At 43.8% G+C, this 17,469-nt stretch carries 17 protein-coding genes and 1 other RNA gene; 14 read left to right on the top strand and 4 right to left on the bottom strand.

All coding sequences use genetic code 11. The annotated features are described in order from the left end of the window. Positions 1-2 precede the first annotated feature (2 nt). Positions 3-641 carry a stringent starvation protein SspA gene (sspA, locus tag C0W29_RS09245; protein WP_036793185.1) on the top strand — a complete coding sequence of 213 codons (639 nt, stop codon included), beginning with the start codon at positions 3-5 and terminating at the stop codon, positions 639-641. 2 nt (positions 642-643) lie between these two features. Beyond that, a complete protein-coding gene (gene sspB / locus C0W29_RS09240) occupies positions 644-1,150 on the top strand; it encodes a ClpXP protease specificity-enhancing factor (RefSeq protein ID WP_045042562.1) in 507 nt (168 codons plus the stop codon). Positions 1,151-1,221: 71 nt separating this feature from the next. Here the strand turns inward: sspB and C0W29_RS09235 are convergent, their stop codons facing one another. Genes C0W29_RS09235 through C0W29_RS09220 form a run of 4 tightly spaced genes read right to left on the bottom strand, consistent with a single transcriptional unit; the run spans position 1,222 to position 4,560 of the window. Beyond that, a complete protein-coding gene (locus C0W29_RS09235; RefSeq protein WP_045042563.1) occupies positions 1,222-1,764 on the bottom strand; it encodes a BON domain-containing protein in 543 nt (180 codons plus the stop codon). Positions 1,765-1,767: 3 nt separating this feature from the next. Continuing rightward, positions 1,768-2,358, bottom strand: a complete 591-nt coding sequence (locus C0W29_RS09230; RefSeq protein ID WP_045044935.1) for a phosphoheptose isomerase — start codon at positions 2,356-2,358, stop codon at positions 1,768-1,770. Positions 2,359-2,360: 2 nt separating this feature from the next. Beyond that, on the bottom strand, positions 2,361-2,735 hold the full coding sequence (locus tag C0W29_RS09225) for a YraN family protein (RefSeq protein ID WP_036793192.1): 375 nt from the start codon (positions 2,733-2,735) through the stop codon (positions 2,361-2,363). Next, positions 2,713-4,560, bottom strand: a complete 1,848-nt coding sequence (locus C0W29_RS09220; protein ID WP_045042564.1) for a penicillin-binding protein activator — start codon at positions 4,558-4,560, stop codon at positions 2,713-2,715. The genes C0W29_RS09225 and C0W29_RS09220 overlap by 23 nt, the downstream gene beginning before the upstream one ends. 61 nt (positions 4,561-4,621) lie before the next feature. On the opposite strand from C0W29_RS09220, the gene rsmI reads away from it, so the two are divergent. The 12 genes from rsmI to murG all read left to right on the top strand — a co-directional run bounded on the left by rsmI (position 4,622) and on the right by murG (position 17,460). Further along, positions 4,622-5,482: a 16S rRNA (cytidine(1402)-2'-O)-methyltransferase gene (gene rsmI, locus C0W29_RS09215; RefSeq protein WP_045042565.1), complete on the top strand. Its 861-nt coding sequence runs from the start codon at positions 4,622-4,624 to the stop codon at positions 5,480-5,482. Between the two features lie 154 nt (positions 5,483-5,636). Next, positions 5,637-6,025, top strand: an RNA gene (rnpB, locus tag C0W29_RS09210) — RNase P RNA component class A. A gap of 270 nt (positions 6,026-6,295) precedes the next feature. Next, positions 6,296-6,754 (top strand): division/cell wall cluster transcriptional repressor MraZ, encoded by a 459-nt coding sequence (gene mraZ / locus C0W29_RS09205; protein WP_045042566.1) that lies wholly within the window; start codon positions 6,296-6,298, stop codon positions 6,752-6,754. Between the two features lie 14 nt (positions 6,755-6,768). After that, positions 6,769-7,716 (top strand): 16S rRNA (cytosine(1402)-N(4))-methyltransferase RsmH, encoded by a 948-nt coding sequence (gene rsmH / locus C0W29_RS09200; protein ID WP_045042567.1) that lies wholly within the window; start codon positions 6,769-6,771, stop codon positions 7,714-7,716. Continuing rightward, the gene (gene ftsL, locus C0W29_RS09195) at positions 7,713-8,030 is read left to right on the top strand and encodes a cell division protein FtsL (protein WP_036793200.1); all 318 of its coding nucleotides are present in this window, start codon (positions 7,713-7,715) and stop codon (positions 8,028-8,030) included. The genes rsmH and ftsL overlap by 4 nt, the downstream gene beginning before the upstream one ends. Positions 8,031-8,033: 3 nt before the next feature. Continuing rightward, on the top strand, positions 8,034-9,776 hold the full coding sequence (locus tag C0W29_RS09190) for a penicillin-binding transpeptidase domain-containing protein (protein WP_045067138.1): 1,743 nt from the start codon (positions 8,034-8,036) through the stop codon (positions 9,774-9,776). 8 nt (positions 9,777-9,784) lie between these two features. Next, complete coding sequence (gene murE / locus C0W29_RS09185; protein WP_045044934.1) at positions 9,785-11,308, top strand: UDP-N-acetylmuramoyl-L-alanyl-D-glutamate--2,6-diaminopimelate ligase; 1,524 nt, start codon at positions 9,785-9,787, stop codon at positions 11,306-11,308. Beyond that, positions 11,305-12,675 carry a UDP-N-acetylmuramoyl-tripeptide--D-alanyl-D-alanine ligase gene (gene murF, locus C0W29_RS09180; RefSeq protein ID WP_045044933.1) on the top strand — a complete coding sequence of 457 codons (1,371 nt, stop codon included), beginning with the start codon at positions 11,305-11,307 and terminating at the stop codon, positions 12,673-12,675. The genes murE and murF overlap by 4 nt, the downstream gene beginning before the upstream one ends. Further along, the gene (gene mraY, locus C0W29_RS09175; RefSeq protein WP_036793207.1) at positions 12,675-13,757 is read left to right on the top strand and encodes a phospho-N-acetylmuramoyl-pentapeptide-transferase; all 1,083 of its coding nucleotides are present in this window, start codon (positions 12,675-12,677) and stop codon (positions 13,755-13,757) included. The genes murF and mraY overlap by 1 nt, the downstream gene beginning before the upstream one ends. Before the next feature lies 1 nt (position 13,758). After that, complete coding sequence (murD, locus tag C0W29_RS09170; RefSeq protein WP_045044932.1) at positions 13,759-15,096, top strand: UDP-N-acetylmuramoyl-L-alanine--D-glutamate ligase; 1,338 nt, start codon at positions 13,759-13,761, stop codon at positions 15,094-15,096. Continuing rightward, positions 15,096-16,409 (top strand): cell division protein FtsW, encoded by a 1,314-nt coding sequence (gene ftsW / locus C0W29_RS09165; protein WP_045042571.1) that lies wholly within the window; start codon positions 15,096-15,098, stop codon positions 16,407-16,409. Before murD ends, ftsW begins: the two co-directional genes overlap by 1 nt. Continuing rightward, entirely contained in the window at positions 16,396-17,460 is a 1,065-nt protein-coding gene (murG, locus tag C0W29_RS09160) for an undecaprenyldiphospho-muramoylpentapeptide beta-N-acetylglucosaminyltransferase (RefSeq protein ID WP_036793213.1), read from the top strand. The genes ftsW and murG overlap by 14 nt, the downstream gene beginning before the upstream one ends. Positions 17,461-17,469: the final 9 nt, after the last annotated feature.

Here is a 17,469-nt window from a genome sequence, read left to right as displayed (position 1 = left end):
TGATGGCTGTTGCTGCCAATAAACGCTCTGTGATGACTCTGTATTCTGATGCTTCAGACATCTACAGCCATCAGGTGCGTATCGTACTAGCCGAAAAAGGCGTTAGTGTTGAAATTGAGCTGGTTGATCCAATGAGCCTGCCGGAAGATCTGTTAGAATTGAACCCATACAGTTCAGTTCCAACATTGGTTGATCGCGAATTAGCGCTATACCAAGCTAACATTATCATGGAGTACTTGGATGAGCGTTTCCCTCACCCACCTCTAATGCCTGTTTATCCTGTTGCTCGTGGTAATAGTCGTTTGATGATGTACCGTGTTGAGCGTAACTGGTACTCACTAGCTGACAAGATTAATTCAGGCAATGCTGATGAAGCTGATAAAGCACGTAAGCAATTACGTGAAGAGCTATTAGCATTAGCACCTGTATTCGCTGAATACCCATTCTTTATGAGTGATGAATTTAGCTTAGTTGATTGCTACCTAGCTCCACTATTATGGCGTTTGCCTGAAATGGGTATTGAGCTAAGTGGTACTGGCGCTAAAGAAGTGAAGGCATATATGACTCGCGTATTTGAACGTGATTCATTCCTTGCATCATTAACTGAAGCTGAACGTGAAATGCGTTTAGCTGGCCAGTAATTATGGATATGGAAAATATGACGCCGCGTCGCCCTTATTTGTTGCGCGCGTTTTATGATTGGTTGGTTGATAATGACCTAACACCACATTTAGTCGTTGATGCGACTTTACCTGGGGTTAAGGTGCCAATGGAGTTTGTTAGCGATGGTCAAATCATCCTTAACATTGCTCCTATGGCGGTGGGTAACCTCGAACTGAGCAATGAAGCAGTTAGCTTTAGTGCTCGCTTTAGTGGACGCCCACATTCAGTTATCGTACCTATGTATGCCGTTTTAGCTATTTATGCACGTGAAAACGGCGCAGGAACGATGTTCGAGCCAGAAGCTGCATATGATACTGAAACTCCTATCTATGATGATGAGCATGCGTTAGAAGACGACAACACTGATGATGCAGTGTCTCCTACAGTTTCACCATTTGCAGTCGTTACAGAAGCGGCTGAAGGTGATGAGCCTGATGATGAGCCACCACGTCCTCGTGGTCGTCCAAGCTTACGCGTTGTCAAATAACATTGGCAATTAGCTAAAATAAAAACGCAGCCATTGGCTGCGTTTTTTTATTACTCAAATAAGCGAACTAATTAGCTGGTAAGTGGTTTTTCAAATAGTGTAATAACGTGTTTAACACCTGAAACATTCCGGGCAATATTAGCGGCTATTGCAGCTTGTTCTGGTGCGACATAACCCAATAAAAACACCTGTTTATTTTCAGTGATCACTTTAATGACCACATTGGTTAGTTGTTTACTGGCAATCAGTTGCGACTTCACTTTAGTGGTTAACCATGCATCGTTACTGATACTCGTCATGGTTAATAATGGCCGTACTTGGATTTGATCATAAATACGTTTCACATCGCTAATCGCACGAACTTGAGTAACAAATGCTTGCTTAAGTGGTTGTGATGTTGCTTGACCAACGAGCAATACTGTACCGTCTAAGGCAACACTATCAATACTCAATTGTTTGGTATATTTACGGGTGTGGGCAATACCTGCAATATCCATTTCCGTTTTTTGATCTTGCCAATGTTGGGTGTTATTGCGTGGATCTTGGGTTGAAAAAACAGAACATCCAGAGAGTGATAAGCTCGAAATAATGAGTAACGCCAATAACCACTTCATCGGTTAGCCTTCGTGATGAGGAAATAAAACTTGGTCAATTAAATCGCATAGGCAATGGACCGTTAATAAATGGCCTTCTTGAATACGAGCTGTTCGTTGTGATGGAATGCGAATTTCAACATCTTGTACGCCTAATAATCCCGCCATTTCGCCACCATCTTTACCTGTTAAGGCAATGATATTCATATCACGAGTTAGCGCTGCTTCCATCGCTTTAATGATGTTCTTACTGTTACCGCTTGTGGATAGCACCAATAAAATATCACCGGCTTGGCCTAAGGCGCGGACTTGCTTTGAAAAAACTTCATCATGGTGGTAATCATTGGCTATAGCGCTTAACACGGTAGTATCTGCCGTTAATGCTAATGCGGGTAAGCTCGGACGTTCAATTTCAAAACGATTGATTAGGCATGAGGCAAGTTGTTGGGCATTGGCTGCTGAACCACCATTACCACAACTTAAAATCTTATTGCCATTTAATAAACTTTGAACCATCACTTGAGCAGCTTTTGAAATTGCATCTGGCAGTGCTTCAGCAGCGGCGATTTGGGTTTGGATACTTTCGGTGAAACTTTCTCGAATGCTATCTAGCATGACTAACCTTCAACTAATATGTTAGTAAACCACTCAATGTGGTGGTGATGACCTTGGATAGCAATTACATCAAAGCGAAATTGACTATGCTCAATTGAGAAGCCATTTTTGTGTAACCAAAAAAAAGCTGCGCGTTTGAGTTTTTGTTGTTTACGCCAATTTACCGCTTCAACGGCTGATCCATAGTGAGCTTGGGTTCGGTATTTTACTTCAATAAACACCAAACATTTACCTTGTCGCATGATTAAATCAATTTCACCACTGCGACAGCTAAAATTTCGTGCAATAGGCGTCAAATTATGGCGGCACAAAAATTGTTCCGCCATTTGTTCATAGGCTTGGCCAATTTGACGTTTATTGGGCAGAAGTCTCACCATTGATAAGAGTAATATTATCAGCTGTACTAGATATAGGTGCCGTTGGCGTATGCGTTGCAGTTAGCGGTGTTATACCTTGACTACTAAACTTGCCCCAATCCATTTGACGCTGAACAACACAGTAGTTATTCACGGATAATTGTCCAGTTTCACCCTGTACGGTGTAATCACTATTTGCACGCATTTCAGGTAACTTTTTAGCGATTAAGTAAGCATCCATGCCAAATGCATGTAAACGAATACTGGTATTACCTTGATTTGGCCACAGTTGATTAAAGCGTTCCATATAACCCGGTTGCGGGTTGATGAGTAATGGAATATCACTGACTTCGATACCTCGCAATTCACGATTGGTATTGTGACTATCTGGGTTACTGCGTGAACTTGCGTATATTTGAGCTGGATCACCACTTGGAGGCATTGATGCTTCAATGAAAGGTTTTAGCATCATTACTTCGTTGCGACTGGCGACCATATAAATAGCATCAACATGGCTGCCTGCACCGCTGGTAAAAGCGCTTTTAATTTGCTGAGGTATCTCAGCGCGGCTACCAAAATTAACGATGAGCGCTGGTTGATTATCAAGCTGTAACCACTGCTGGTTAAACGCTTGTGCAACTCGTTGACCGAAGCCATTGGATGGCACTAATATCGCTGGATTACGGTGCCCTTGGGCGTAAATACGTTCTGCGGCTTGCTGTGCTTCTTGTTCTGGTGATAAAGCAAAATAGCAAGCATTGGGTTTGTTATTACTGATTTGTGGTGGCATGTTTAATGCCAGCATATTGATATGGCTGGTATTGTCTTGTTGAAACTCAGTAATAACGTTTTTACGTAGCGGGCCGACAACAAACTGAGTACCGTTATGCTGTAGCTGCGCCATGATATCTGGCATTGATTGTGCTTCAGTATCGTAAATATTGAGCTCGCTATCCGCATCGCGATTTTTATCATCCATCATCGAATTAATAAAACCATCACGAACGGCTTTACCTTGAGCTGCAAAACGACCTGAGAGTGGCAACAATAAGGCGATATTATCAAGCTTAATCGCTTTCATGTCGATTAACGCTTTTAGCTCTGCTGGTAAATATTGATTTGCGGGATGATAAGGATGGCGATGTAGCCATTGTTCAAGTGCTTGTTTCAGTTGCATTGGCTGCATCGCCGCATTGTTTTTCAACATTGCGAGTTCAACCCAACCTTTCAGGACACTATCATTATCGGTGAGCTTAACGCTGCCTAATTGAGCATTAGTATAACCAGATAGATCATGCCAAACTTGCTGCCAGTTAGCGGCTCTTTGACTTTGATCTAAATAGTAATCAAGCTTAGTACGTTCACGTGCTGCTTGGAACGGATGGTTTAACTGCTCCAACAGATGTGCTCGTAAAGTGTAATAACGTTGATACTGGCTCTTGGTTAGCTGCCACGATGGCTGAAAGTTTAAGCTGTTCAGTGCCGCTTGTGGTTGACCCTGATGCTCACGTACCATTGCGCGTGCGAGTTGCCACTCCGCAATTTGGGTTGGGCTCATAGATTGTTGAGATAATTTAGCAATCCATTGATCGGCTTGTTGCCATTTATTTTCGAGGATCATCGCTTTAACAGCCATGATCTCCCAGTTAATGCGCTCTGCGCCATCACTGGTGTTAACTTTATTTAAATAGGCGGCTGAGCTTTGAGCGGCTACCGCAGTGATATCCGTTAATGGTACCTGCTGGTTGTACAGGTTTGGCGTGCTACACCCTGCTAAAGCAACAGCAAGGGCTACAGGCGCCATCAGTCGTGATACACTTTTACGCTTATGGGTAAAATTGGGCATTGAATTTATTCAACTGTGACAAATTACTCTTGATATTAATTGCAGATGAGATCTTAGACAAATGAGTGAGAGCAATTCAGGCATGGTAGATGTCGCAACTTTGTACATCGTACCGACACCTATCGGTAATCTTGCTGATATAACGCAGCGTGCATTAGACGTATTAGCAAACGTAGATTTAATTGCTGCTGAAGATACACGTCATACATCGCGATTGTTGTCCCATTTCTCTATCTCGACCCGCACCTTTGCGCTTCACGATCATAATGAACAGCAAAAAGCTGACTTTTTGATTGAGAAACTTCAGGCAGGTACTAGCATCGCGCTTGTATCAGATGCTGGTACGCCGCTGATCAGTGATCCAGGGTATCATCTTGTTAATCGCTGTCGTCATGCGGGTGTTAAAGTTGTGCCATTACCAGGCCCATGTGCTGTGATTACAGCGTTGAGTGGTTCAGGTTTGCCTTCTGACCGTTTTAGTTTTGAAGGTTTTCTTCCTCCAAAAAGTAAAGGTCGCCGCGACTGTTTTCAAGCATTAGCCGACGATGCACGAACATTGATCTTTTATGAGTCGCCACATCGTATTAATGATTCCCTAAGTGATATGTTAGCCGTGCTTGGCCCTGATCGCCAAGTAGTATTAGCGCGTGAGTTAACAAAAACTTATGAAACCATCCATGGCGCACCACTTGGCGAGTTGATTGACTGGTTAGCTGAGGACAGTAATCGTGTTCGTGGCGAGATGGTAATTTTAGTGGCTGGTCATCGGGCTCAGAAAGATGACCTGCCTGGTGAGGTTTTACGGACGCTAACATTATTGGCTAAAGAGCTACCCCTTAAAAAAGCAGCGGCGCTAACCGCTGAAATTCATGGTGCCAAGAAAAATGCGTTGTATAAATGGGGTCTTGAAAATCTTGAGTAAAGCGACCTAGCTTACGCCAGTTAATTTGCTGACTTGAGACGAGGGCGTGGTTTTTATCAACGAATTAAAATCAGACGTTGGTTTTTTGTTCAAGCTGTAACTTTGGTGATTTTTTCACTGGTAACTGTGAGCGTAGTCTTATACAATTCACAGCGGAGTTGGTCAGGTAATCGCTGCTTCGTTGGTAACCTTCGGGAAATCAATGGAGGGGAGGAAAGTCCGGGCTCCACAGGGCAGGGTGCCAGATAACGTCTGGGGGGCGCAAGCCCACGACAAGTGCAGCAGAGAGCAAACCGCCGATGGCCCATTGCTTGCAATGGTGCACAGGTAAGGGTGAAAGGGTGCGGTAAGAGCGCACCGCGCGGCTAGTAATAGTTTGTGGCAGGGTAAACTCCACCCGGAGCAAGACCAAATAGGTCCCTAATGGCGCGGCCCGCGTTGGGGACGGGTAGGTTGCTTGAGTCTGTGAGTGATTGCAGACCTAGACGAATGATTGCCGCCGCGAAAGCGGAACAAAACCCGGCTTATCGACCGACTCCCTACATTTAGAGAAGGTGGTGTTTGATTACAAGCACCACCTTTTTTTCGTTTTATTTTCCGCCAAAATTACATTTCGCAATCAGGTTTCTTCGCCACTGTTAGAAGTGTGTCTGAATTACTGCCAATTGCTTGACATCGTTTTTGTCTCATACGTACACTTTGCGGTGGGAATTTGTGGGGAAAAGTGGTGTTGTCTTATTATCTTTGTTGTTATTCTGCTAAAGTGAGTAATTAACGTACTCTTTTATCGTGTAATTTAACCGAGATCCCCAAATGTTAAGAGGTGCCACTAACGTTGTTATTGATGATAAAGGTCGCTGGGCAATGCCGAAGCGTTACCGAGCATCATTAATAGAGCAATGTCAGGGACACTTTGTTTGTACTATCGATCACCAGTTTTGTTGCTTGTTGCTATATCCCATTGATGAATGGGAACGAATTGAAGCTAAATTAGTACGTCTATCCAGTCTTCACCCCGCAGAACGCCGATTGCAACGATTATTGCTTGGGCATGCAAGCGAATGTGAATTGGATGCGCAGGGAAGGATATTAATTCCACCGACGTTAAGACAATATGCTCAGTTAGCGAATAAAATTATGGTCGTCGGCCAGTTAAATAAATTTGAAATCTGGTCCACGCCTTTATGGCAACAGCAAATTGAACATGATATCGACCTTCAGGCTGAGGATGCGCCGGAATCTTCCCCGCGCCTTAGTGAGCTTTCACTTTAGCTGAAATTATATTTATGTCTGAGCAATTTGAGCACGTCTCCGTTTTACTTAATGAATCAGTAGACGGGTTAGCCATTAAACCCGATGGTATCTATATCGATGGTACTTTCGGTCGCGGCGGTCACAGCCGTTTAATTCTTTCAAAATTAGGTGATAACGGTCGCCTTTACAGTATTGATCGCGATCCTCAAGCGATTGCAGAAGCGCAAAAAATTGATGATCCGCGTTTTGAAATTATCCATGGCCCATTTTCTGGCATGGAAAAATACATGCAAGAACGTGATCTTATTGGTCGTGTTGACGGTGTCCTACTTGATTTAGGTGTTTCGTCCCCACAGCTTGATGATGCTGAACGTGGTTTTAGCTTTATGCGTGATGGTCCACTTGATATGCGAATGGATCCTACTTCAGGTATGTCTGCTGCTGAATGGTTAGCAGAAGCTGATGCTGATGATATTGCATGGGTACTGAAAGAGTTTGGTGAAGAACGCTTCGCTAAGCGCATTGCTCGCGGTATTGTTGATCATCGAGAAAACCCGGATAAAGAGCCATTAACACGTACGCGTGAATTAGCCAGTCTAATTGCTGAAGTATCACCGTTTAGAGATAAGCATAAGCACCCAGCTACTCGTAGTTTCCAAGCTATTCGTATTTACATTAACAGTGAATTAGAAGAGATTGATACTGCTTTGCATGGTGCAATGAATACGCTTGCTGCTGGTGGTCGTTTATCTGTGATCAGCTTCCATTCCTTGGAAGATCGCATGGTAAAACGCTTTATCCGTAAGCAAAGTAAAGGGCCTGATGTGCCCGCGGGCTTACCATTGACAGAAGATCAAATTAAAGCGCTTGGTAGTGCTGATATGAAACCTGTAGGTAAAGCAATTAAACCGTCACAAAATGAACTTGGTTATAATACCCGTGCTCGTAGTTCAGTATTACGTTTGGCCGAGCGTCTATGAAACCAACAGAATCTTCAATGAATCTGGCTAGCCTGATCGGACGAGACCTCGTCACGGTCGGGTTGGTACCGCTGATTCTAGCCTTTACTATCCTCATATCTGCCTTATCTGTTGTTTATGTTACTCATGAATCTCGTCAATTAATTGCCAAGCAAGAAAAATTGCTAATGCAACGTGAGAACTATGATGTCGAGTGGCGAAATCAGATCCTTGAAGAAAACTCACTTGCAGAGCACAGTCGTATTGAACGATTAGCTGAAACTGAACTCAAAATGCAACGTCCATCTGTCGATAATGAAATTGTTATACATTAAAAGATGAAATTACTTAATCGTTCAAATAAAAATACCAAGGTTAGTCCTAAGAGCACGCCATTTTTAAAATGGCGTTTTATGATCATTTGTGGTTTTATTTTATTAGGTTTCTTTGGCCTAATTGCTCGTGCTGCCTATATTCAGGTGCTTGAACCTGGCCGTCTTATTCAAGAGGGTGATGCCCGTTCGTTGCGAGTGCAATTAATGCCTTCTGCACGTGGTATTATTTCTGATCGTAACGGTGAGCAACTTGCCGTTAGTGTGCCAGTACAGGCAGTATTTGCTAACCCGGTTGAGATCTTTAAACACGGTGGTTTAAGTGAGACTAAGCGTTGGAATGCGCTTGCCGATGTGCTTGATCTTGACCGCACCAAACTGCTGCAACGACTCGAAAAAAATAAAAATCGCAAATTCATTTATCTTGCGCGCCAAGTTAGCCCACCGATGGCTAATTACGTCGAGAAATTAAAATTACCAGGTATTGGCTTACGAGCTGAGTCACGTCGTTTTTATCCTTCTGGTGAAGTTAGTGCCCAATTAATTGGTTTTACCGGTATTGATGGTCATGGGCTTGATGGTATCGAAAAAACCTATGATGGTTGGTTAACGGGTGAGCCGGGACGCCGAACGGTACGTAAAGATCGCTATGGTCGAGTAGTCGAAAATATTTCTCAGCAAAGCCGTCAGCCAGGTAAACCGTTAGAGCTAAGTATTGATCAGCGCATTCAAGCAATCGCTTATCGTGCCGCGAAAGAAGGGGTGATGGATATTCCTGCGACCTCGGTCAGTATTGCTATTTCAGATGTGCGCACTGGTGAAATTCTCGCGATGGTGAATGCGCCATCATTTAACCCTAATGATCGCAATGATCGTCAACCGTATAAAATGCGTAACCGAGTGATCACCGATACCTTTGAGCCGGGTTCAACGGTGAAGCCATTTGTGGTTTACACCGCACTCAAAAATGGTGTCGTCAATGAGCATACGCTAATTAATATTCCGCAAAGTAAGCATTTCCGTGTGGGTAGCAAAGTGATCACTGACGTATCACGAATTGAACCGTTAGCGACCGTACAACGTATTTTACAGAAATCGAGTAATATCGGTGTAAGTAAACTATCGTTGGCAATGCCAGTCGAAGACATTCTTGATACCTACCGCAAAGTTGGCTTTGATGAGCCATCAGGGATCAACTTAATTGGTGAAACGACGGGTCACTTCCCTAACCGTTATCGTTGGTCAGATATTGGGCGCGCTACTTTGGCCTATGGCTATGGTATTTCATTAACACCAATTCAATTACTGCATGCTTACACAACCCTAGGGGCTTATGGTATTAAACGGCCATTATCAATTTTAAAAACGGAAAAAGTGGTTCCGGGAGAGCAAGTACTCGATCCTAAAATTGCTAAGAAAATTCTGTTGATGATTGAGTCTGTTACCGATAAAGCCGGTGGTGGTGGTGGTTGGCGTGCTGCTGTTCCTGGCTATCGTGTGGGTGTTAAAACCGGTACTGCGAAGAAAGCGATTGCTGGTGGTTACGGTAATGATTACTTCTCATATACCGTTGGTGTAGCGCCGATCAGTCATCCGCGCTTAGCAATAGTGGTAATGGTGAATGAGCCTAAAGGTGATAAATTCTATGGCGGTGCAGTTGCTGCACCAATTTTATCAAAAGTACTTGGTGGTGCACTACAGATCCTAAACGTGCCGCCAGATGCTGATACGCTAAAAATAGATAAATGAGTGTGATCATGGCATTGGTTAAGCAGGAAGTACAATTAGGCGCTTTATTAGCGCCTTGGTTAACAGCCAAAAATGTGCCAGCTGAATATGCACAATTGTTGTTAACTGCAATGACATTGGATAGCCGTCAAGTAACGGCAGGATGTTTATTTGCCGCGGTTAATGGCCATACGGTCGATGGGCGTCGTTTTATTACCAATGCTATTGCAGCTGGTGCGAGCGCCATTGTTGCAGAAGCTGAAGGTGTTGCTAGTGATGGAGAGATCCAGTTTCAAGATGGGATCATCATTATCTATCTACACCATTTAGGCCATAAGTTATCTGCTATTGCTGGGCGTTTTTATGCTGAGCCTGATAGCAAACTTAAATTGTATGCGGTAACGGGCACCAATGGTAAAACGACCATTAGCCAATTATTGGCACAGTGGGCTGATTTAATTGGTTATCGTGCTGGTGTGATGGGGACAACAGGCAATGGTTTGTTAACCGATCTTCAGCCAGCGGCAAATACCACCGGTAGTGCGATTGAAATTCAACAAACGCTAGCGGAATTAGTTACCCAAGGTGCTAATTTTGCTGCGATGGAAGTGTCCTCTCATGGTTTAGTACAAGGCCGTGTGAGCACATTACATTTTGTGGCGAGTATCTTTACTAATCTTAGTCGTGATCATCTTGATTATCATGGTGATATGGCCCATTACGCGGCAGCGAAAAAAAGCTTATTTACAGAGCATGATAGTGGTGTGGCGGTGATTAATGCCGATGACGCTATTGGTCAGCAATGGTTAGCTGATTTACCACAAGCGGTTGCAGTCGCTATGAATGCTGAGGCTGTGGCTGCGCACTCTGGACCAAAATTGTGGGCGACTGCTGTCGATTTTAGTACTCAAGGTGTGACGATTTGTTTTGAATCAAGCTGGGGTAACGGTAACTTTACCGCACCATTAGTGGGCTCATTTAATGCGACTAACTTATTGTTGGCATTAGCAACGTTATTAGTTAGTGGGCACTCATTACCACAACTATTAGCCGTTGCACCACGCTTACAAGCTGTGATTGGTCGCATGGAAGTCTTTCAGGCACCACAAGCTGATAAAGCGATGATGGTAGTTGATTATGCGCACACCCCTGACGCGCTCGATAAAGCACTGCAAGCATTACGTGTACATTGTGATGGTCAGTTGTGGTGTTTATTTGGCTGTGGCGGTGATCGTGATAGCGGTAAACGACCAATGATGGCTGCAATTGCAGAGCGGTATGCTGATCATATTATTTTAGTCGATGACAATCCTCGCAGTGAAGATCCACTGCAAATTATGCTCGATATGCAAGCAGGACTAACTGTCGCGACGGCTGCTACGATAATTCATGATCGTGCTCAAGCGTGCGCTTATGCACTTACGCATGCGAAGGCGAATGATATTATTTTGGTCGCAGGTAAAGGCCATGAAGATTACCAAATTCTTGCAGATCGTACGATCCACTATTCAGACCGCGAAACTGTGGCCGCATTATTTAGAGAACTTCCATGATTAAGGTTCAACTGAGTCACTTACAATCAGTATTAGCCGCAGAGTTAATTGGTGAGGATATTGAGATTGCTGCAGTATCAACGGATACTCGCGTGATCGGTGATAATACCTTATTTATCGCTCTTATTGGTGAGCGTTTTGATGCCCATGACTTTTGTCAAAATGCGGTTGAAAACGGTGCTAAAGCATTATTAGTCAGTAAGCCATTAGCATTAGATATTCCACAATTAGTGGTTGCGGATACTCATCAAGCTTTAGGCCAGTTAGGCGCATGGTTAAAAGCTAAAATGACCGCTGAGCATGGATTAAAAACCCTAGCATTAACGGGAAGTTGTGGCAAAACCACCGTTAAAGAAATGGCTGCAGCAATTTTAGCGACCAAAGGTAAAGTGTTAGCAACTGCGGGAAACTTTAATAATGATATTGGGGTGCCATTAACATTATTGCGTTTAACTCCTACCGATAACTATGCCGTGATTGAGCTTGGTGCTAATCATTTAGGCGAAATTGCTTACACGACTGCGTTAGTTAAACCTGATGTGGCCTTGATTAATAATCTTGCTGCCGCTCACCTTGAGGGATTTGGTTCATTACTCGGGGTGGCTAAAGCCAAAGGTGAAATTTTTGAAGGATTAGCCGCACAAGGGCAGGCGGTGATAAATCTTGATTCTAATCAACTTGCAATGTGGCAGCCAACGTTATCTAACCACAATGTAGTCAGCTTTTCGGCAACGATGAATAGCGCTGATTATTTTGCGACTGAGATAAATCTTAACCAGCAAGGTTTAGCGTGTTTTACCATGCAAACCCCGATGGGTGCTATTGATATCAAGTTAACCTTAGCTGGCATTCATAATGTTAGTAATGCATTGGCAGCCGCGGCATTAACCATGGCATTAGGTGCCAGCTTAACAGCGGTAAAACAGGGTTTAGAAACCGTGACTAATGTTAAAGGTCGGTTAGCGATCTCTGAACCACGTTCAGGGTTACGGTTAATCGATGATACCTATAATGCCAGTGTTGCTTCTGTGAAAGCAGCGATTGATGTGCTACATAGTTTCAGTGGTAAGCGCTACTTTATTCTCGGTGATATGGCTGAACTTGGTGACGAAAGTGAGAGTTTACACCGAGAAGTGGGCGAATATGCACGCGATAAACAGTTTGATGGTGTGATGACATTTGGTCGTGCCAGTGCTGTTGTCAGTCAATTAAATAATGGTCAGCATTTTAGCGATAAAACTGCGTTGATCGATGAACTTAAACAACAATTACACCAACAACATGCTTCACAAGTGACTGTGCTTGCCAAAGGTGCGCGTAGTTCACATATGGAAGACGTTATTATTGCCTTGCAGGAAGATAAATAATGATTTACTGGTTAGCTGACCACTTTCAGTCCTCAATCCCTTTTTTCCGTCTGTTTGAATACCTGACGTTTCGCGCCATCATGAGTATTTTAACGGCGCTACTGTTTTCGTTGTGGCTCGGCCCTCGAATGATTGCTCGATTGCAGATGCTGCAAATTGGTCAAGTTGTGCGTCATGATGGCCCTGAGTCACATTTCAGTAAGCGCGGTACGCCAACCATGGGCGGCTTAATGATTTTAGCTGCAATTACCTTAACCGTATTGTTGTGGTGTGATCTTAGCAACCCTTATGTATGGGCTGTTTTGGTAGTTATGCTGGGCTATGGTGTGGTGGGTTTTGTTGATGATTATCGCAAAGTCGTACATAAAAATACTGATGGCTTAATTGCTCGTTGGAAATATTTCTGGCAATCAGCTATCGCCCTCGTGGTTGCTTTTGCACTTTATGCTTACGGCAAAGATACCGCAGCAACGCAATTAGTATTGCCGTTCTTTAAAGATGTGATGCCGCAGTTAGGTTTGTCTTATATTGTACTGACCTATTTTGTGATTGTTGGTACCAGTAATGCGGTTAACTTAACCGATGGCTTAGACGGTCTTGCAATTATGCCGACGGTAATGGTTGCCGCAGGTTTTGCTTTTATTGCGTGGGCTACTGGTAACTACAACTATGCAGAATACCTGCATATTCCTTACCTAAGTAATGCCGGTGAATTGGTTATTCTATGTACAGCTATTGTTGGTGCAGGTTTAGGTTTCCTATGGTTTAACACTTATCCTGCGCAAGTATTTATGGGTGATGTCGGCTCATTAGCATTAGGTGGTGCGCTAGGTACGATTGCAGTGTTAGTTCGTCAAGAATTCTTATTGGTGATCATGGGTGGCGTGTTTGTGATGGAAACGGTGTCGGTAATCTTACAAGTTGGCTCATTTAAATTACGTGGCCAACGTATCTTCCGAATGGCACCGATTCACCATCACTATGAATTAAAAGGCTGGCCAGAACCACGTGTTATTGTCCGTTTTTGGATTATCACGTTGATGCTGGTATTGATTGCATTAGCAACATTGAAGGTGCGTTAACATGAATGGCTTGGTAGGTATCAATAAGGTTGTGGTGATTGGACTTGGAATGACTGGTCTGTCAGTAGTTCACCATTTAGGACGATTACCGCAATCACTGGATATTAAAGTGATTGATACTCGTGATAACCCACCAGGCCAAGATCAATTGCCCGCTGGTGTTGATTTATGTGCAGGGCAGTGGAACTTACAGTGGCTGTTAAATGCTGATCTGATTGTTGCGAGCCCTGGGATTGCATTAGCCACGCCAGAATTATTATTAGCAGCTCAATCAGGGATTGAGCTGGTGGGTGATATTGAGTTATTTGCACGCGCGGTTAATAAACCAGTGATTGCAATCACTGGTTCTAATGGCAAAAGTACTGTTACTAGTTTAGTCGGTGAAATGGCTAAAGAAGCCGGCATTAATGTTGGTGTTGGCGGTAATATTGGTTTTGCAGCGCTTGATATGCTGGCACAGGATCATGATCTTTATGTGTTAGAGCTATCAAGTTTTCAGTTAGAAACTACCTCATCGTTGGTGCTTGAAGCGGCGGTATATTTAAATCTGTCTGAAGATCATATGGATCGCTATCCTGGCGGTTTAACGGATTATAGTAACGCCAAAATGCGCATTTTTAATCATGCCAAATTAGCCGTTTATAACCGTGATGATCTCGCGACTAAACCGTTATTTAGCGATAACATGACCAGTTTTGGTTTTGATAGTAGTGATTATGGTTTAGTCATCGTAGATGGTGAGGAATGGCTTGCGATAGCGGGTGAGCCATTGATGGCTGTGAGTGAGATCGCTTTAGTTGGGCGTCATAATGTAGCTAACTGTTTAGCGGCATTAGCGTTAGCTGATGCGGTTGGCATTGATCGCCACGCTGCTTGCCAAGCAATGCGTCGTTACACCGGCCTTGCCCATCGTTGTCAACTTGTGGTTAATCAGCATGGTGTTAAATGGGTTAATGATTCTAAAGCCACCAACCTTGCTAGCACTGTGGCGGCATTAACTGGCTTGCAACTGGCAGGCAAACTGCATTTATTAATGGGCGGTGATGGTAAAGGTGCTGATTTCAGTGAACTTAAACCCGTTCTGGCTGACTTAAATGTACAACTTTATTGTTTTGGGCGTGATGGCCATTTATTTAGCGAACTCGTAGAGAATGCGATAAATGTCGACACTATGAGTGAAGCAATGGATCGTGCAGCAGCAACAGTACACGCTGGCGATATGGTTTTATTATCACCGGCATGTGCCAGTTGGGATCAATTTGCCAACTTTATGGCTCGTGGTGATGCTTTTGTTGAACAAGCCATTCGGCTCCAAGATTCAGTCTCAGGAAAAATTTAATGTTTAAAATGGCCCGTAACGGATTATCGGTAGTCTCTGGTTGGTTTCTAAAGCCAGCTAAACCGATTCTGTATGACCGCCAATTGGTGTGGATAGCAATCGCCTTGATGATTACTGGTTTAGTCATGGTAACCTCAGCATCCATACCTGTCGCCACTCGTCTTACTGGTATTCCTTTCTTCTTTGCACTTCGACATGCGTTTTTTCTCGCGTGTTCATTAGTGATTGCAGCGATTGTAATGCAAGTTCCATTAACAAAATGGGAAAAATATAGCGTACCGATGTTACTCACTTCGATCTTATTATTGGTCGTGGTATTGGTCATTGGTCGTTCGGTTAATGGTGCCGCACGTTGGATTCCACTTGGCGTGTTTAACTTGCAGCCTGCTGAAGTCGCTAAACTATCGTTATTTGTGTTTCTGGCCGGTTATTTAGTCCGTAAAAATAAAGAAGTTAGAGGCAGTGTCGCTGGTTTTCTTAAACCTATTGCCGTACTTGGTATTATGGGATTTCTATTACTACAACAGCCTGACTTAGGATCGTTTGTAGTAATGTTCGTTGGTACTATTGGGATGCTGTTTCTTGCAGGTGCTAGGTTATGGCAGTTCTTAGTCATGATTGGACTCGCGATGGGGGGGATTACGATGTTGATTGTATTTGAGCCCTATCGTCTACGACGAGTCACCTCATTCTTAAATCCATGGCAAGATCCGTACGGTAGTGGCTATCAGTTAACCCAGTCATTAATGGCATTTGGCCGCGGTGACTGGTTTGGGCAAGGCTTAGGTAACTCGATTCAAAAACTGGCTTACCTTCCTGAAGCACATACTGACTTTGTGTTTGCCGTGTTAGCCGAAGAATTAGGTTTGATTGGCGTTATCGTGGTATTAACGCTGTTATTTGCGTTAGTGTTTAAAGCGATCATGATTGGCCGTAAATGTCTTGAAGATGGCTTGCTTTTTGGCGGCTATTTGGCATCTGGATTTGGTATTTGGTTTGCATTCCAAACCTTAGTTAACGTTGGTGCGGCGGCGGGTATTGTACCGACTAAAGGCTTAACGTTACCCTTGATCAGTTATGGTGGTTCGAGCTTATTTATTATGGCTGCCGCCGTGGCGATTCTGATTCGTATTGATTTTGAACAACGGGTTGCCGCTAAATTCTCATCAGAGCAACCAGCTGATGTTGATGATGAAGCATTAGATAATATGGAAGTAGCGGTTGAGCAAGGATCTTTAGGTTTACAGAGCCTAGCCACTGCTGATCATTCACAACTAGAACAAGATAAAAAGCATTCTAATGACAAAGAATAAACGTTTATTAGTGATGGCTGGTGGTACTGGTGGTCACGTATTCCCTGGACTTGCAGTTGCACGTCAATTGCAGCAACAAGGTTGGGAAATTCGCTGGTTAGGCACCGCGGATCGCATGGAAGCGGAGTTAGTACCAAAGCATGGTATTGATATTGATTTTATTAAAGTAAAAGGCCTACGTGGCAGCGGTATTGTATCGTTACTCGGCGCGCCATTTAAAATTATCAAAGCGATTTTTCAAGCCCGTAAATACATGCAAGCATGGCAGCCTGATGTGGTGCTTGGCATGGGCGGTTATGTTAGTGGTCCCGGTGGTGTAGCTGCTTGGTCGCTTGGTATTCCTGTGGTACTGCACGAACAAAATGCAGTCGCAGGTTTAACCAATCAATGGCTAGCGAAAATTGCCAGTAAAGTGCTGCAAGCTTTCCCTGGTGCATTTAAAGACAAGCAAGTCGTCGGTAACCCAGTGCGTGAAGATGTGACATTACTGGCTGACCCTAAACAACGTTTTGCTGAACGTAGTGGACCGATTCGCATCTTGGTTATGGGTGGCAGTCAAGGGGCACGTATTCTGAACCAGACTATGCCTGAAGTTGCTGCAATCTTAGGTGAGCATGTGACTATCTGGCATCAAGCTGGTAAAGGTAATCAGCAGTCGACTGAACAGGCCTATGCCAAAGATACTCAAACGCCACATAAAGTGACCGAGTTTATTGATGATGTTGCTGCTGCTTATGGCTGGGCTGATTTAGTGGTTTGTCGTTCAGGCGCATTAACCGTTTCGGAGCTATCGGCTGCTGGGGTAGGGGCAATCTTTATTCCGTTTATGCACAAAGATCGTCAGCAAGCATTAAATGCTGAACATTTAGTTGCTTGTGGCGCAGCTAAAATGATTGAGCAACCACAATTAACTGTTGACGGTTTAGCTCAACAAATTAATTTATTAAATCGTATTGCGCTTGAGCACATGGCTTGTGCGGCGCGCAATGCTGCTATCATTGACGCAGACCAACGTGTCGCTGATGTGATCAAATCACTAGCAAAGAATTAAACAGGAACA

This window comes from Photobacterium kishitanii, assembly GCF_003026355.1.
Taxonomy (GTDB): domain Bacteria; phylum Pseudomonadota; class Gammaproteobacteria; order Enterobacterales; family Vibrionaceae; genus Photobacterium; species Photobacterium kishitanii.
This window is presented reverse-complemented; position numbering and strand designations above follow the sequence as displayed.

Coding starts and splice junctions, on each gene's coding strand:
- sspA (WP_036793185.1), top strand. CDS start 3: ATGGCTGTTGCTGCCAATAAACGCTCTGTGATGACTCTGTATTCTGAT.
- sspB (WP_045042562.1), top strand. CDS start 644: ATGGATATGGAAAATATGACGCCGCGTCGCCCTTATTTGTTGCGCGCG.
- C0W29_RS09235 (WP_045042563.1), bottom strand. CDS start 1,764: ATGAAGTGGTTATTGGCGTTACTCATTATTTCGAGCTTATCACTCTCT.
- C0W29_RS09230 (WP_045044935.1), bottom strand. CDS start 2,358: ATGCTAGATAGCATTCGAGAAAGTTTCACCGAAAGTATCCAAACCCAA.
- C0W29_RS09225 (WP_036793192.1), bottom strand. CDS start 2,735: ATGGTGAGACTTCTGCCCAATAAACGTCAAATTGGCCAAGCCTATGAA.
- C0W29_RS09220 (WP_045042564.1), bottom strand. CDS start 4,560: ATGCCCAATTTTACCCATAAGCGTAAAAGTGTATCACGACTGATGGCG.
- rsmI (WP_045042565.1), top strand. CDS start 4,622: ATGAGTGAGAGCAATTCAGGCATGGTAGATGTCGCAACTTTGTACATC.
- mraZ (WP_045042566.1), top strand. CDS start 6,296: ATGTTAAGAGGTGCCACTAACGTTGTTATTGATGATAAAGGTCGCTGG.
- rsmH (WP_045042567.1), top strand. CDS start 6,769: ATGTCTGAGCAATTTGAGCACGTCTCCGTTTTACTTAATGAATCAGTA.
- ftsL (WP_036793200.1), top strand. CDS start 7,713: ATGAAACCAACAGAATCTTCAATGAATCTGGCTAGCCTGATCGGACGA.
- C0W29_RS09190 (WP_045067138.1), top strand. CDS start 8,034: ATGAAATTACTTAATCGTTCAAATAAAAATACCAAGGTTAGTCCTAAG.
- murE (WP_045044934.1), top strand. CDS start 9,785: ATGGCATTGGTTAAGCAGGAAGTACAATTAGGCGCTTTATTAGCGCCT.
- murF (WP_045044933.1), top strand. CDS start 11,305: ATGATTAAGGTTCAACTGAGTCACTTACAATCAGTATTAGCCGCAGAG.
- mraY (WP_036793207.1), top strand. CDS start 12,675: ATGATTTACTGGTTAGCTGACCACTTTCAGTCCTCAATCCCTTTTTTC.
- murD (WP_045044932.1), top strand. CDS start 13,759: ATGAATGGCTTGGTAGGTATCAATAAGGTTGTGGTGATTGGACTTGGA.
- ftsW (WP_045042571.1), top strand. CDS start 15,096: ATGTTTAAAATGGCCCGTAACGGATTATCGGTAGTCTCTGGTTGGTTT.
- murG (WP_036793213.1), top strand. CDS start 16,396: ATGACAAAGAATAAACGTTTATTAGTGATGGCTGGTGGTACTGGTGGT.